Below are 13,741 nucleotides of genomic sequence, written 5' to 3'. Positions count from 1 at the left end.
GAGCGGACCCTCCTCACTGCCCCCCTGGCCGGTCGGATGTGCCGGGCAGGGTGAACGGTTCGGCCGCGTCCCCGTAGTGCTGGTAGGCGGCCCAGGCGCTCTGGCGCTGTCCGTTCGCCACGGTGCCCGGGACTTGTCCGCTCGCGTCGTCCGGCTGGTGGATGGCCTTGCGTGCCGCCCGGACCGCGGCGCCCACGGTCGGCGCGCCGTCGCCGGTGCCCTCGGCGAAGAGGTTCTTGTAGAACTGCCTGGCGAATGTGACCGCCTGGTCGTCGGGGATGCGCCAGGCCGCCCCGATGTAGTGCCCGACACCCGCGCGCAGGAACTCGTCGGCGAGGCTCGGCACCAGGGCGGCCTGCGGGTTCCCCCACGGCGTCCGGTCCGCGGCGGCTGCCGCGGACGGTACGGGCTGGGCGCCGGTACCCGCGCCCGCCGCCCCGCCGCCGGCCCCGGCTCCGACGCCGGTCCCGGTACCCGTACCGGGGCCGGTCGGGCCGGCGAGGCGGGCCGTATAGCAGGCGTTGGCCATGACGATGAGGGGCGGCTGTTCCAGCATGGCCAGTTCCTGGGACGTGAGCAGGCCGTCCGCGAAGACCCATCCGGCGCGGCGCCCCGTACCGGAGAAGTCGAAGTCGCCGTGGCCGCAGTAGTGGACGATGTGGTTGCCGCCGCAGAGCAGGACCCGCAGGACGTCGAGGCGCCGTGCGAGATCGACCCCCTGCTCGCGGGAGGCATTGGTCGCACCGATGAACAGGGTCACGTCCACGCCCAGTTCCCGGAGCTGGGCGGCCACCCCGAGGGCTTCCTCGCGGGCGCCGGGCAGCCTGAAGCCCTTCTCGGGGTCCCCCGGGTCGCCGATCACCAGGGCGCGCAGCGGCCCGTCCGACAGCGCCTCGGTCATCACGCGCGAGTAGGGCGTGCGCAGTTGCCGGGAGAGCTGGGTGCGGATCGCCAGCGGGTCCCGCCTCTCGGCGCCCGCCTGCCGGATCTCGGTCAGGAACTCCCACGGTACGGAGGCGGTGTCCCGGTCGAGTTCGAGCAGCACCGTCGCGTCGTCGGTGAGGAGCCGCTGGAACTCCGAGGGGACCACGAACCGGGAGAGCAGGCCGGGCAGTTCGCGTGCGTCCTCGACGCTCGGCTCCGTCAGCCGGTCCACGAGCTCGCGCAGCAGGCCCATCTCCACGGGGACGAGCCGTTCGGGTATGGTCGCCCGCCCGGTCAGCGCCGCCCAGCGCAGCCCGCCGACGCCCGACTGGACGGACATCCGGACGGGTACGGAGCCGTCCGGTGCCTCGGCGGACCGGCCGACCGTGAGGGAGAGGTCGGTGTGCCTCACCGTTGCCAGGTCGGTGAGTTGCTCGCGGATCTGCGCCTGGATGCCGTCGTCGAAGTCCTTCAGTACGGCGCGCAGGGCGCTCTCGTCGTCCGGTCCGCCGAGCCCGGTGAGCGCTGCCAGGGCGTACACGGCGGCGGAGGGCCTGGACAGCCGGCCACCGCCGCCCTCGCGCACCTCCGGGGTGGTCGTCAGCTGGGGCAGGTGGGCGGTGGCCTCGGTCAGCGCGAGGTGGAGCTGTTCGGCGCGCAGTCGGTCGACCTCGACGAGGAGCACCTGCGTGAGGCGGGGTGCCGGGGACGCCGGGAGGGCGGTGAGGACCTGGGAGAACCCTCGTACGAGGGCGCGAACAGCCTGTCTGACGCTGAGGTTGCCGGTGCCCGATCCGATGAGCACGGTGGCCATGGTCGCGACGTGGCCGAGCGCGACCGCCTCGCCGAGCAGTGAGGCGTAGAGCTGGCCGGCGCGGCGTTCCGTGAGGGTTCCCATGGGGCCCATGCCGACGACGGCGGCGGACCGCACGGTGCCGTCCGCGCAGGGAAAGTAGGTGACCTCCCCCAGCTGGGCGTCGATCCAGCCGAGCTTGGTGTGGGCCGTGATGAGCCCGCGGGGCCCGGCGGATATGGCGCGGTCGAGGGCGAGTTCCGCGTCGGCGGGCACGACCGACTGGTAGTGCCCCGTGACGTGCAGGTCGGCGGCGACTTCCGAGAGGTCGCCCCAGAGCACCGTGACGCGCAGGGTCGGGCCGTCGGTGCGCGGCTCCTGGCCGGGCGGTGGGGGTGGCGGCCGGGCGGCCGGGTTGGCGGCCGTAGGGGCGTTCTCCAGCAGGTCGGCGATGCGAGCGTCGGGGGTGCTCATCGCGTCCTCCTTCGAACCGCCCGAGCTTCACGATCCGGTGTGCCCCGCCGGTGTTCCCCGCCGGTCTCCCCACACAGGATTATCCCACCGATTCCACGCGCGGCCCTGCCGAAGTGCGGGGCGAATGTTCGACGTTCAACCTCACCGCGCGCTGAAGCGGTGGGCCGTACCGGCAACGCGGCGGCAAGGGTGGGTTCTTCGGGTGTGGGAAGGCAACCGCTGCGGGCATACCTTCCATACTTCCTCCCACCGCGCGCACAGCCTTCGGTTGAAAGGATGATCGGTGACGTCTCAAAGCATTCATCAGTCCTCTGTAGGGCATGTACCGGTCCTGCGGGCCGAGCAGGCGGTGGAGTGGGCGACGGGCATGGTGATGGCCCTCGCGCCCTGCGGGACGCGCGAGGCGCGGCTCCTACTGGCGGCCGCCGCCGAGCGGGTCCTGGTCCCGCCGGCGGAGTTCGCGGCCGCGATGGTCGCGGGCGCGTACGGGGTACCGGTGCCCACCCTCTGGGAACGGGCGCTGCGCCGGGCCGTGGAGGCCCTGCTGCGTCCTCCGCCCGGCGCGGAGGCCGGCCGGGGTGTCCGGGGCGTGGGGCTGCTGCCCAGCCGGGCCCGGACCCGGGAGGCCCTGGCCCGCTTCCGGGTGGCCCGGGAGCGGCTCGCGGCGGCCCCCGGCGACAGGGCGGCCCGGAGCGCCATGGACGACGCCGCCTACACGTTGTGCGTGCTGATGGGCCGGTCGGCCGTCCACGAGGCCGTCCTGGCGGCCGAACTGCACCTGGCGGGACCGGACTGACCGGCGGGATTCCTCAGGCGTTGTCGTCGTCGAGTGCGGAGGCGAACCCGATGCACTCGACGTCGATCTGGTCGGCGAGCTCCGTCAGCACTCCGGAGAGGTCGCCGGCGGTCTGCCGGTCGCCCCGCAGCTCGCCGGATTCGGCCGACTCCACCCAGTCCGCCGCAAGGCGGCGCAGCAGGGTGGTCACGTGGTCGGCGGGGATCAGCAGTACCCCGTCCGTGGCGGGGATCAGCGGTATCGACACGTGGATCATGGCAAGCCCTCCCGGAGAACCCTTGTCCGCGGCGGCTACCCGGTCGGCGGCGGACCAATCCACCCGTCCCCGATCCCCCGATCCCCCAACCACCCGACCACCCGACCGCCCGACCGCCCGGCCGGGGCGCGCCGTGTGCGGCGGCCCGCCAGGGGTAGGCGCCGGACGTACCGAAGTGTCCGCACACCAGCCAGGGAGTCCACCATGCCTCGCGGTTCCAGCCCCAAGCGGGAACGCCAGTACGAGCACATCAAGGAGAGCGCCGAGGAGCGCGGCGAGAGCCCGGAGCGGGCGAAGGAGATCGCCGCGCGGACCGTGAACAAGGAACGGGCCCGGGCAGGCGAGTCCGAGACGGCGAGCAGGACGTCGCTGGAGGACATGTCGTCCGCCAGGCGCGGCGGGCTGCACTCCCACAAGGGCGCCCAGGGCCCGACCTACGACCAGCTCTACGAGGAGGCCCGGCGCAAGAACCTCCATGGCCGGTCGTCCATGGACAAGGCCGAGCTCAAGCGGGAGCTGGGCTACTGAGCCCGGCCCGCCCGCGACGATCGAGGAGGACCCGATGACACGACACGGACAGAGCCACGGGCAGAGCCACGGACGGCGGACCACCCCGTCGCAGGCCCCCGGCGAGAGCGGTGACCGGGAGGCCCGCCGGGAGGCCGAGGAGGCCGTCCTGCGCGGTACGGAGGGCGGGGGCGACGGTGGGGGCGACAGCGGGGCGGGCGCCCACGCCGCGAAGCGACAGCAGACGGGCACCGGCCGGGAGGAACAGGTCCGCCCGCACCCCCCGGGCGGCAGGCGGGCGCAGGACGACGACCGCTGAGCGCCCGGCGGGCACCTACTAGTGCTGCGGCCGGGTAGTCCACCGGGGCGACGGCGCCCGGTACGGCACCTCGCGGCGTTGTCGGACCCCGCACGTACGTCTGGTACGAGCCGTGGTCCTCCGCGTCGCGACGCACCGCACCGGACACCGCGACCCGGCGAACCTTCCCGGCCACCGCACTCGCGTGACCGCCGGACGGCCCGTAGGCCGGTCGGCGCATTCGCCGGATGATCAGACCGCTCCCGGGGTAACCGCAGGGCGTGATCACATTCGGCGTCGAAGAGGAATACCTCCTGGTGGATCCGGTGACGGTGCTGCCGGTCCCCGGGGCCGAGTACGTGCGCAGGGCGGCGGGGCTCGGCCCGCTGGCGGAGGACGACGAGGTCCAGGACGAGCTGCTCCAGGCGCAGGTCGAGGTCGCCACCCCGGTCTGCACGGAGCTGGAGGAGGTGGGCGGCCACCTGCTGCGGCTGCGGCACGCGGTCGCGTCGGCCGCGGAGGAGCACGGCTGCCGGGTCGCCATGGCCGCGGCCGCGCCGCTCAGGGACACCTCGGCGGTGCCGGTCACCCGCAAGCCGCGCTACCTCAGGATGGAGGGCCAGGCCCGGCAGCTGGTGGACGAGCAGCTGATCAACGGCATGCACGTCCATGTGGGAGTGCCCGATCCGGCGACCGGCGTCGCGGTGCTGAACCGCATCCGGGTCTGGCTCCCGACACTGCTGGCCATGTCGGCGAACTCGCCGCTGTGGGACGGCAAGGACACCGGCTTCGCGAGCTGGCGCACGATCGTCTTCGGCCGCTGGCCGGTGAGCGGCCCGCCGCCGTACTTCGACGGGTTCGACGACTACGAGAAGCGGATCGACGCGCTGGTAGCGTCCGAGGTGATCGCCGACCGGGGCCAGCTGTACTGGCAGGCGCGCCTCTCCGACCGCTTCCCCACCGTCGAGGTGCGGTGCCTGGACGTGCAGTTGCGGGCCGACGACGCGGTGATGCTGGCGGGCCTGGTGCGCGCGCTGGTCGCGGTGGCCCTGGCCGAGGAGAAGGCCGGGGCCGCTCCCGTGTGGTGCCGGCCGGAGCTGCTGCAGGCCGCGAACTGGCACGCGGCACGGCACGGCCTGAACTCCACGCTGGTCGACCCCGACGGGCGCTGCCGCAGCAGTGGTGACGTGCTGTACTCCCTGCTCGATCATGTCGCTCCGGCGCTGGCCGAGTCGGGCGACGAACGGGAGGTGTCGTCCCTGGTCCACCGGCTCCTCCAGGAGGGGACGCCGGCCGACCGGCAGCGCCGTGCTTTGCGGGAGGGCGGCATGCCGGCCCTCAGGAGCCTGATCGTCGGCGACTCCCCGTCGGGCTGAGCGTCCGGCCTGGACACGGAAGGCCGGGAAGGCCGGGAAAGCCAAAGGTTGAGGAAAACGTCAGGGGAGCGTCCAGATCCGGGTCGTGATCACGTAGAAGAAGGCAGCCCAGAGGACCGTCACCGCGGCGACGATGCCGAGGCCGGTCATGTTGGTCCGGCCCGATGGCTCGTCCGGGTCGGGCCACAGCCATCTCCGGAGCAGCTTGTTCACGTAGTAGGGCATCGTCACGAAGCTCATGATGAAGCTCGACAGGAGGTTTCCGACGAGGAGCCCGAGCCACAGGGGCATGCCCAGCGGGTGGAGGGCGAGCGTGAGGAGCACGACCGTCGGGTACAGGCCCACCCAGACGGCGACGGCGGTCTTGGTCTCCGAGGGCGGCGGGAGTTCCCTGCCGTTCTCCTCGAAGGCGAACCAGCTGCCGAAGGAGTTGTCGATGGTGCGCAGCTTGAAGTCGCTGAACTTCTCGCCCTCGGCCAGCACCTCCCGCCGCCGGTCCGAGGTGAGCCAGGCGTCGAGGTGGGCGGCGTTGTCGGAGCGGTAGAGGGTGGTCCATTCGTCCTGGAGGCCCTCGATGGGGCGGAATACCTCGGTGCCCCGGAAGCCCTCGAACCTGCTTTCCTCAAGGCTCATACGGCGCTGCCAGTCGAGGAAGTCGTCGACGCTTCCGGGCTGGACGCGGTGGGTGACCACGACGGTCACGAGCGGGTCGGCGGGCTGGGTGCCTCCGCTGACGTACTGCTGGGTCGCCGGGCCGTCGAAGTAGTCCCCGGCGAGGTCGAGGAGGTTCTGCCTGGTCGCGCTGTTGAGCCAGGCCTGGAGGTGCGCGACCGAGTCGAACCGGTAGACGACGACCCAGTCGGGCTGCAGGGCCGTCGGCGGGGAGATCTCGGCGCCCAGGTGCCCCGGGTAGCCGGCGGCCGCCGCGTTGACCCCCTCCTGCCACACCTCGTACTCCCGCTCCAGCCCCGGGAACACCTTGTGGCCGATGATGACGGTCGCGACGCCGGACTCGGGCTTCTCGGTGGCCATCAGCTCAGGCCCTCTGTACGGGCTGCTGTTCGCCCAGGCGGCTGTAGATCCTCTCCGGGGTGAGCGGCAGCGCGCGGAAGCGGACGCCGGTGGCGTCGTGCAGGGCGTTGGCCAGGGCCGGGGCCACCGGGTTGATGCAGCATTCCGCCATCCCCTTGGCCCGCATGGGGCCGACGGAGTCGGAGGAGTCCACCAGCAGCACCTCCGTGCGCGGCACGTCGGCGTAGGTGGGGATGCGGTAGTTGCGCAGGTTCGGGTTGACCATGGTGCCGCCGGCGTCGACGAGGTGGTTCTCGGTCAGGGCGAAGCCGATGCCCTGGGCTACGCCGCCCTCGACCTGTCCGCGGACCTGCGCCGGGTTGACGACGACGCCCGCGTCGGCAGCGTGGACGCTCTGCAGGATGCGGATCTCGCCGGTCACCCGGTGCACGGCGATGCGGAACCCGTGCGTGTTGGAGGTGACGCTCCGGGGCGAGCCGTAGGCCTTCCTGGCGGCCGTGAAGCGGATGCCGCGCGCACGGGCGAGGGCCACCAGTTCGGCCAGGGACAGGCGCTGGTCCCCGCATACGACGCCCTCGTCGGCCATCGAGCACATCACGACGTGCACGCCGGTCTGCGCGGCGGCGAACTCCAGGATCCGGTCGCGCACGGCGCCCGCCGCCCGCAGGACCGCGTTGCCCGCGACGAAGAGCCCTGCGCTGGCGAAGGCACCGGTGTCGAATCCCGTGCGGTCGGTGTCCGACTGCACCAGGCGGATGCGGGAAGGGGTGGTGCCCAGTTGGGTGGCGGCGATCTGGACGTGCGCCGTCGAGGTCCCCTCGCCGAACTCTGCTGTGCCGACGGCGACTTCGTAGATGAGGTCGTTGCCGAGGGTGACCCAGGCCTCGCAGACGTGCTCGGTGGGGGGCGCGGTCTCGTGCAGGGAGCTGGCGACGCCGACGCCGACGCCGACGAGCCAGCCGGGTCCGGGGGGTGGCTCGTCGGCCGTACCGGCCAGGGCGGCGTCCACGAGGTCGATGCACGTGCCGAGCCCGTTCTCGGTGAACATCACGTCGTCGGGGCCGTCGTGCATGGCGAGGAGCGGGTCACCCGGCAGCACGATGTTGCGCCGGCGCAGGTCGAGCGGGTCGATGTGCAGGGCGCGTGCGAGCTCGTCCATCGCCGACTCCACGGCGAAGGCCGGCTGGGTCATGCCGTAGCCGCGCAGGGCTCCGCTCGGAACGGTGTTGGTGTAGACGGAGTACGCGTCGTACCGCTTGTTGGGGCAGCGGTAGATCATGACGGCGGCGCCGCCCGCGTACAGGGTCTCGCCGCCGTGGTTGCCGTAGGCGCCCGTGTTCGACACGTTGCGGACCTGGAGGGCGGTGAGCGTTCCGTCCGATGTCGCACCGATCTTGACCGTCAGCGACATCGGGTGCCGGGGCGAGGCCGTGGTGAACTCCTCCTCGCGGGTGAACTCGAAGCAGACGGGCCGCCCGGTGTCCAGGGCGGCGAGTGCGGCGAGGTCCTCCGAGATGACCTCCTGCTTGCCGCCGAAGCCGCCGCCCACGCGCATGCAGAACACGCGGAGCTGGTCGGGGCGCAGGGCGAAGAGGTAGGAGAGCTTGACCTTCGCGATGGACGGCGACTGGGAGCTGGTGCGGACGTTCAGCCGGCCGTCCTCCATCCAGGCGATGGAGCCGTGGGTTTCGAGGTGCGCGTGCTGGACGCGCGGCGAGGAGTACGTGCCTTCGTGGACCACGTCGGCCTGGGCGAACCCGGCGTCGACGTCGCCGATGTCGGAATGGAGCTCCAGCAGGATGTTGTGGACGGGGTCGCGGACGAACGGGTCGTGGGAGCCGTGAAGTTGCGGCGCTCCGTCGGCCATGGCCGCCTCGGGGTCGAAGACCGCCGGCAGCGGCTCGTACTCGACGACGACCTTCCGGCAGCCTTCCTCGGCGGCCGCGACGGTGTCGGCGAGGACGGCGGCGACGCGCTGGCCGACGAAGCGGACGGTGTCGTCGAGGATGAAGGTGTCGTCCGGGTCGACGAGGTGGTCGGTGTGGATGGCGGTGGTGTAGGGCCTGCGCGGCACGTCCTCCCAGGTGTAGACGCGGTGTACGCCGGGGACGGCGAGCGCGGCGCTCTTGTCGACGGAGAGGATGCGGGCGTGGGCGTGCGGCGAGTGCAGCACCTTCAGGTGCAGCATGCCCTCCACGTGGGTGTCCATCGTGAACTCGGCGCGGCCGGTGACCACGTCGTCGGCCGCGGGTGCGCCGACGCTGGTGCCTACGGCCCGGCCCGGGGCGGCCTCCTCGATCCCGGCGACGCCCCTGACCGCGTCCTCGATGCCGCGGTAGCCGGTGCAGCGGCAGAGGTTGCCCTTGAGCGCGCGGGGCAGGTCGGCCTTCTGGGCCTCGGTGAAGGTCGCCGACGTCATGATCATCCCGGCGGTGCAGAAGCCGCACTGGAAGCCGGGGGCGTCGCGGAACCGCCGCTGGACCGGGTGCAGACCGCCGGGTGAGCCGAGGCCCTCGATGGTCGTGACCTCACGGCCCTCCGCCCGGAAGGCCGGGGTGATGCAGCTGTGCACCGGATCGCCGTCCACCCAGACCGTGCAGGCGCCGCAGTCGCCCGCGTCGCAGCCCTTCTTGACACCGAAGTGGCCGAGGGCGCGCAGGAAGGTGCGCAGGCACTGGCCGGGGGCCGGTGTCTCGTCGAAGTTCTTGCCGTTCACGGTGTACGTCATGTCAGACCCCGGCGGTGAGTTCGCCGCGGATCTCTTCGGCGAAGTACGTGGTCAGGTGGTGACGGTGCTCGGGGGTGCCGTTGGGATCGGCGAACCAGAGGTGGGCGGGGATCGCGTCGATGCTCTGCCGGAGGGAGCGGGCGTCCGGCATGGCGTCGAAGGCGAGGCGCACGGGCCGGGTGGTGCCCGCAGTGATCGTGAGCAGCAGATCGTCCGTTCCCGGTGTCCGGGTGCCGATGAGGAACACGGTGGAGCGGCCGAGGTGGGTGAGGGTGAACCGGCGGTGCGCGGTGTGCTTGCGCAGCGCTCGCTCCGGGATGCGGACGCGGCGCAGGATCTCACCGGGCGCGAGGACGTTGCGGTGGTCGCCGGTGACGAAGTCGAGCGCGTCGACGTGGCGGGCCGGTCCGTCGGGGGGCCACAGCTCGTAGCCGGCTTCGAGCGCGACCGTCAGGGTGATCATCGGTCCGGCGGGCAGGGACATGCAGATGTTGCCGCCGACGGTGGCGGAGTTCCACACCTTGAAGGAGGACAGGAAGGCCTCGCAGCTCGCCGCGAGGAGTGGGCCCGCCTTCCAGCGGTGCGGTGGCGCGAAGGCGTACAGGTCGCGGACGGTGCAGGTGGCACCGATGTCGAGGCCGGTGTCGTCGGGGACCAGGGCGTCCCAGTGCAGCGCCGTCAGGTCGAGCAGGCGGCGCAGGCCGGGCTGCTCCGTGGAGAACAGCCACGTCCCGCCGGCGAGCCAGGCGTCGCCCTCGCGCCAGTCCGCGCCCGGCGGGTCGCCCGGGCGCCGGACGACTTCGGTGACGGTGTTGAGATCCATGTCGACCGGTCTCCCTCACGACGACGACCGTGCGCGGACCGCCCGCCGAACGGGGCCGGCCGGCGCAGGGTGCCACTGCCGTTCGGGGCGGTGGCGAGGCCCCCCGGCCGCGGCGTCGAACCGCCACACCCCTCGGGAAGGCTCGGGGAGAGCTCGCAGACCCGGAATTCATCTCAGGGATCAAGAATATCGCCGGATCCGGCGGACGCCGAGGCGAGCGGTCCGCGCCGTGCGATGCTGGTGCGTATGACCCTGGAAGACCTGGTGAGGCTGCGCCGTGCCCGGGACGTGATCGACCGCGACTACGCGCAGCCCTTGGACGTTCCGGCACTGGCGAAGGTCGCCCTGATGTCCCCCGGGCACTTCTCCCGCAGCTTCCGCGCCGCCTTCGGGGAGACCCCGTACAGCTATCTGATGACGCGGCGTGTCGAGCGTGCGAAGGCGCTGCTGCGGCGGGGCGACATGAGCGTGACGGATGTCTGCTTCGCGGTCGGGAGCACGTCACTGGGGTCGTTCAGCTCACGCTTCACCGAGCTGGTCGGCGAGAGCCCCAGCGCCTACCGGGCCCGCGGGCACGAGGCGGGCGAGGCCGTCCCGGCGTGCGTCGCGAAGTACCTGACACGGCCGGTCAGGGGTGGTGAACCGGTCCGCCGTGAACCGATCAGGAATGGAGAAGCGGAATCGGCGGGCGCCTCGTAGCGTCGGAGCCATGAACATCAACCTCTCGCAGTGCTTCATCGCAGTCGACGACCACGACAAGGCGATCGCCTTCTACCGCGACGTCCTGGGCCTGGAGGTGCGCAACGACGTCGGGTTCGAAGGGATGCGCTGGGTGACCGTGGGCTCACCCTCGCAGGACGTCGAGATCGTCCTCGAACCGCCGCTCGCCGACCCCGGCGCCCCCGCCGCGGACCGGCAGGCGATGGCGGAACTGCTGGCCAAGGGCATGCTGCGCGGCGTCATCTTCTCCACCGACGACGTCGACGCCACCTTCGAACGCATCCGGGCGGCCGGCGGGGAGGTCATGCAGGAGCCGATCGACCAGCCGTACGGTGTGCGCGACTGCGCCTTCCGCGACCCGGCGGGCAACATGCTCCGTTTCAACCAGCCCCGCAAGCAGTAGGAACCGCCACCCGCACGAGACGGCCGCGGTCTCGGTCCCGCCACCCGGCGGGAGCGCGACCGCGGCCCGGTCGCCCCCGCAAGCCTGAGCCCGTTCCCGGATGGAGAGACGTCAAGCATGGCCACGAGGAAGAACACGCAGCCCGCCGGCCGGCACGCCGCCGACAGCCACGACCTGATCCGCGTGCACGGCGCCCGCGTGAACAACCTCAAGGACGTGAGCATCGAGATCCCCAAGCGCCGGCTGACGGTTTTCACCGGCGTCTCGGGCTCGGGCAAGAGCTCGCTGGTCTTCGACACGATCGCCGCCGAGTCGCAGCGGCTCATCAACGAGACGTACAGCGCGTTCGTGCAGGGCTTCATGCCGACCCTGGCCCGGCCCGAGGTCGACGTCCTCGACGGCCTGACCACCGCGATCATCGTCGACCAGCAGCGGATGGGCGGCGACCCCCGTTCCACGGTCGGCACCGCCACCGACGCCAACGCGATGCTGCGCATCCTCTTCAGCCGGCTCGGCAAGCCCTACATCGGCTCGCCCAAGGCGTTCTCCTTCAACGTCGCCTCGATCAGCGGCGCGGGCGCGGTCACCGTGGAGCGCGGCGGCCAGACCGTGAAGGAACGCCGCTCCTTCAGCATCACCGGCGGCATGTGCCCGCGCTGCGAGGGCCGGGGCTCGGTCACCGATCTCGACCTCACCCAGCTCTACGACGACTCCAAGTCGCTGAACGACGGCGCCCTGACCGTCCCCGGCTACAAGCCGGGCGGCTGGAGCTACCGGCTCTACAGCGAGTCCGGCCTCTACGACGCCGACAAGCCGATCCGCAAGTACACCAAGAGGGAGCTGTACGACTTCCTCCACCGCGAGCCGGTCCGGATGAAGATCGCGGGCATCAACATGACCTACGAGGGGCTCATCCCGCGGATCCAGAAGTCGATGCTCGCCAAGGACCGCGAGTCGATGCAGCCGCACATCCGGGAGTTCGTGGACCGGGCGGTGACCTTCACGACCTGCCCGGACTGCGACGGCACCCGGCTCACCGAGGCGGCCCGGTCCTCGAAGATCCAGGGGGTCGGCATCGCGGACGCGTGCGCGATGCAGATCAGCGACCTGGCCGAGTGGGTCGACTCGCTCGACGAGCCGTCGGTGGCGCCGCTGCTCGCCTCGCTGCACCACACCCTCGACTCGTTCGTCGAGATCGGGCTCGGCTATCTCTCCCTGGACCGTCCGGCGGGCACCCTCTCCGGCGGCGAGGCGCAGCGCGTGAAGATGATCCGCCACCTCGGATCCTCCCTCACCGACACCACGTACGTCTTCGACGAGCCCACCACCGGGCTGCACCCGCACGACATCCAGCGCATGAACGGCCTGCTGCTGCGCTTGCGGGACAAGGGCAACACGGTGCTCGTCGTGGAGCACAAGCCGGAGACGATCGCGATCGCCGACCACGTCGTCGACCTCGGTCCCGGCGCCGGGACGGCGGGCGGCACCGTCTGCTTCGAGGGCACCGTCGACGGGCTGCGCAAGGCCGGCACCGTCACCGGCCGGCACTTCGACGACCGGGCGGCGCTGAAGGAGACGGTGCGCACGCCGACCGGTGTCCTGGCTATCCGGGGAGCGTCGAAGCACAACCTGCGGGACGTCGACGTGGACATCCCGCTGGGTGTGCTCGCCGTCGTCACCGGGGTCGCGGGCTCCGGCAAGAGTTCGCTGATCCACGGTTCGGTCCCGGCGGGCGAGGGCGTCGTGTCGATCGACCAGGGCGCCATCCGCGGGTCCCGGCGCAGCAACCCGGCGACGTACACCGGTCTGCTCGACCCGATCCGCAAGGCCTTCGCCAAGGCCCACGGGGTGAAGCCGGCGCTGTTCAGCGCCAACTCCGAGGGCGCCTGCCCTACCTGCAACGGCGCGGGAGTCGTCTACACGGACCTGGCGATGATGGCCGGGGTGGCGACCACCTGCGAGGACTGCGAGGGCAAGCGGTTCCAGGCGTCGGTGCTGGACTTCCACCTGGGGGGCCGCGACATCAGCGAGGTGCTCGCGATGCCGGTGACCGAGGCGCTCGCGTTCTTCGGGTCCGGTGAGGCCGCGACACCGGCCGCGCACCGCATCCTGGACCGGCTCGCCGACGTCGGTCTGGGCTACGTCAGCCTCGGCCAGCCGCTCACCACCCTGTCCGGCGGCGAGCGGCAGCGGTTGAAGCTGGCCACGCACATGTCCGACAAGGGCGGGGTGTACGTCCTGGACGAGCCGACCACCGGCCTGCACCTCGCCGACGTCGAGCAGTTGCTCGGCCTGCTGGACCGGCTCGTCGACTCGGGCAAGTCGGTCATCGTCATCGAGCACCACCAGGCGGTCATGGCGCACGCCGACTGGATCGTCGACCTCGGCCCCGGCGCCGGCCACGACGGCGGCCGGATCGTCTTCGAGGGCACGCCCGCCGACCTCGTCGCCGACCGGTCGACCCTCACCGGGGAGCACCTCGCGGCCTACGTCGGCGCCTGACCCGGACGGCGGGATCCGCGGCGCGCTGTACGGGCCGTCGCGGTTTCCCGCCAACTCTCCATATTTCCGCACGAGTTGCGCTTGGTCTGACTATCTTCTACGGGGCTCA

12 protein-coding genes are annotated in these 13,741 nt (G+C 71.9%); 7 read left to right on the top strand and 5 right to left on the bottom strand.

The features are described 5' to 3' along the window. Positions 1–13: 13 nt before the first annotated feature. Positions 14–2,191, bottom strand: a complete 2,178-nt coding sequence (locus BSL84_RS31505; RefSeq protein WP_045321910.1) for a CHAT domain-containing protein — start codon at positions 2,189–2,191, stop codon at positions 14–16. Positions 2,192–2,474: 283 nt separating this feature from the next. Between BSL84_RS31505 and BSL84_RS37245 the strand changes: the two genes are divergently transcribed. Continuing rightward, complete coding sequence (locus BSL84_RS37245) at positions 2,475–2,987, top strand: DUF5133 domain-containing protein (RefSeq protein WP_234363575.1); 513 nt, start codon at positions 2,475–2,477, stop codon at positions 2,985–2,987. A 13-nt stretch (positions 2,988–3,000) separates the two neighbouring features. Here BSL84_RS37245 and BSL84_RS31495 read toward each other — a convergent pair whose 3' ends face one another. Continuing rightward, the gene (locus BSL84_RS31495) at positions 3,001–3,243 is read right to left on the bottom strand and encodes a DUF6213 family protein (protein ID WP_045321909.1); all 243 of its coding nucleotides are present in this window, start codon (positions 3,241–3,243) and stop codon (positions 3,001–3,003) included. Between the two features lie 204 nt (positions 3,244–3,447). Here BSL84_RS31495 and BSL84_RS31490 point away from each other — a divergent pair, with 204 nt between their 5' ends. The 3 genes from BSL84_RS31490 to BSL84_RS31480 all read left to right on the top strand — a co-directional run bounded on the left by BSL84_RS31490 (position 3,448) and on the right by BSL84_RS31480 (position 5,424). Then, positions 3,448–3,771 carry a hypothetical protein gene (locus BSL84_RS31490; protein ID WP_030820365.1) on the top strand — a complete coding sequence of 108 codons (324 nt, stop codon included), beginning with the start codon at positions 3,448–3,450 and terminating at the stop codon, positions 3,769–3,771. Between the two features lie 34 nt (positions 3,772–3,805). After that, positions 3,806–4,069 carry a hypothetical protein gene (locus tag BSL84_RS31485; RefSeq protein ID WP_045321908.1) on the top strand — a complete coding sequence of 88 codons (264 nt, stop codon included), beginning with the start codon at positions 3,806–3,808 and terminating at the stop codon, positions 4,067–4,069. Positions 4,070–4,329: 260 nt separating this feature from the next. Next, on the top strand, positions 4,330–5,424 hold the full coding sequence (locus tag BSL84_RS31480; protein WP_075971741.1) for a carboxylate-amine ligase: 1,095 nt from the start codon (positions 4,330–4,332) through the stop codon (positions 5,422–5,424). 60 nt (positions 5,425–5,484) lie between these two features. On the opposite strand, the gene BSL84_RS31475 is transcribed toward BSL84_RS31480, so the two are convergent. From BSL84_RS31475 to BSL84_RS31465, 3 genes are read right to left on the bottom strand one after another with little or no spacing between them, the layout of a single operon-like run. Then, positions 5,485–6,456 (bottom strand): antibiotic biosynthesis monooxygenase, encoded by a 972-nt coding sequence (locus tag BSL84_RS31475; protein WP_075971740.1) that lies wholly within the window; start codon positions 6,454–6,456, stop codon positions 5,485–5,487. A 4-nt stretch (positions 6,457–6,460) separates the two neighbouring features. Next, positions 6,461–9,184 (bottom strand): molybdopterin-dependent oxidoreductase, encoded by a 2,724-nt coding sequence (locus tag BSL84_RS31470; RefSeq protein ID WP_075971739.1) that lies wholly within the window; start codon positions 9,182–9,184, stop codon positions 6,461–6,463. A gap of 1 nt (position 9,185) precedes the next feature. Beyond that, entirely contained in the window at positions 9,186–10,007 is an 822-nt protein-coding gene (locus tag BSL84_RS31465; protein WP_075971738.1) for an FAD binding domain-containing protein, read from the bottom strand. Between the two features lie 246 nt (positions 10,008–10,253). Here BSL84_RS31465 and BSL84_RS31460 point away from each other — a divergent pair, with 246 nt between their 5' ends. The 3 genes from BSL84_RS31460 (at position 10,254) to BSL84_RS31450 (ending at position 13,632) form a co-directional block, all read left to right on the top strand. Further along, a complete protein-coding gene (locus BSL84_RS31460; RefSeq protein ID WP_030027261.1) occupies positions 10,254–10,706 on the top strand; it encodes a helix-turn-helix domain-containing protein in 453 nt (150 codons plus the stop codon). Between the two features lie 10 nt (positions 10,707–10,716). Further along, a complete protein-coding gene (locus BSL84_RS31455; RefSeq protein ID WP_030027260.1) occupies positions 10,717–11,130 on the top strand; it encodes a VOC family protein in 414 nt (137 codons plus the stop codon). 117 nt (positions 11,131–11,247) lie between these two features. Continuing rightward, positions 11,248–13,632: an ATP-binding cassette domain-containing protein gene (locus BSL84_RS31450; protein ID WP_075971737.1), complete on the top strand. Its 2,385-nt coding sequence runs from the start codon at positions 11,248–11,250 to the stop codon at positions 13,630–13,632. Positions 13,633–13,741: the final 109 nt, after the last annotated feature.

The sequence above is a fragment of the Streptomyces sp. TN58 genome (genome assembly GCF_001941845.1).
GTDB lineage: Bacteria > Actinomycetota > Actinomycetes > Streptomycetales > Streptomycetaceae > Streptomyces.
Note: the sequence above shows the minus strand (reverse complement) of the source record. Positions and strands in the feature narration are given on the sequence as shown.

Excerpts from the sequence above, each read along its gene's own strand:
- BSL84_RS31490 (WP_030820365.1), top strand. The coding sequence starts at position 3,448 with ATGCCTCGCGGTTCCAGCCCCAAGCGGGAACGCCAGTACGAGCACATC.
- BSL84_RS31455 (WP_030027260.1), top strand. The coding sequence starts at position 10,717 with ATGAACATCAACCTCTCGCAGTGCTTCATCGCAGTCGACGACCACGAC.
- BSL84_RS31505 (WP_045321910.1), bottom strand. The coding sequence starts at position 2,191 with ATGAGCACCCCCGACGCTCGCATCGCCGACCTGCTGGAGAACGCCCCT.
- BSL84_RS31475 (WP_075971740.1), bottom strand. The coding sequence starts at position 6,456 with ATGGCCACCGAGAAGCCCGAGTCCGGCGTCGCGACCGTCATCATCGGC.
- BSL84_RS31495 (WP_045321909.1), bottom strand. The coding sequence starts at position 3,243 with ATGATCCACGTGTCGATACCGCTGATCCCCGCCACGGACGGGGTACTG.
- BSL84_RS31470 (WP_075971739.1), bottom strand. The coding sequence starts at position 9,184 with ATGACGTACACCGTGAACGGCAAGAACTTCGACGAGACACCGGCCCCC.
- BSL84_RS31460 (WP_030027261.1), top strand. The coding sequence starts at position 10,254 with ATGACCCTGGAAGACCTGGTGAGGCTGCGCCGTGCCCGGGACGTGATC.
- BSL84_RS31450 (WP_075971737.1), top strand. The coding sequence starts at position 11,248 with ATGGCCACGAGGAAGAACACGCAGCCCGCCGGCCGGCACGCCGCCGAC.
- BSL84_RS31465 (WP_075971738.1), bottom strand. The coding sequence starts at position 10,007 with ATGGATCTCAACACCGTCACCGAAGTCGTCCGGCGCCCGGGCGACCCG.
- BSL84_RS31485 (WP_045321908.1), top strand. The coding sequence starts at position 3,806 with ATGACACGACACGGACAGAGCCACGGGCAGAGCCACGGACGGCGGACC.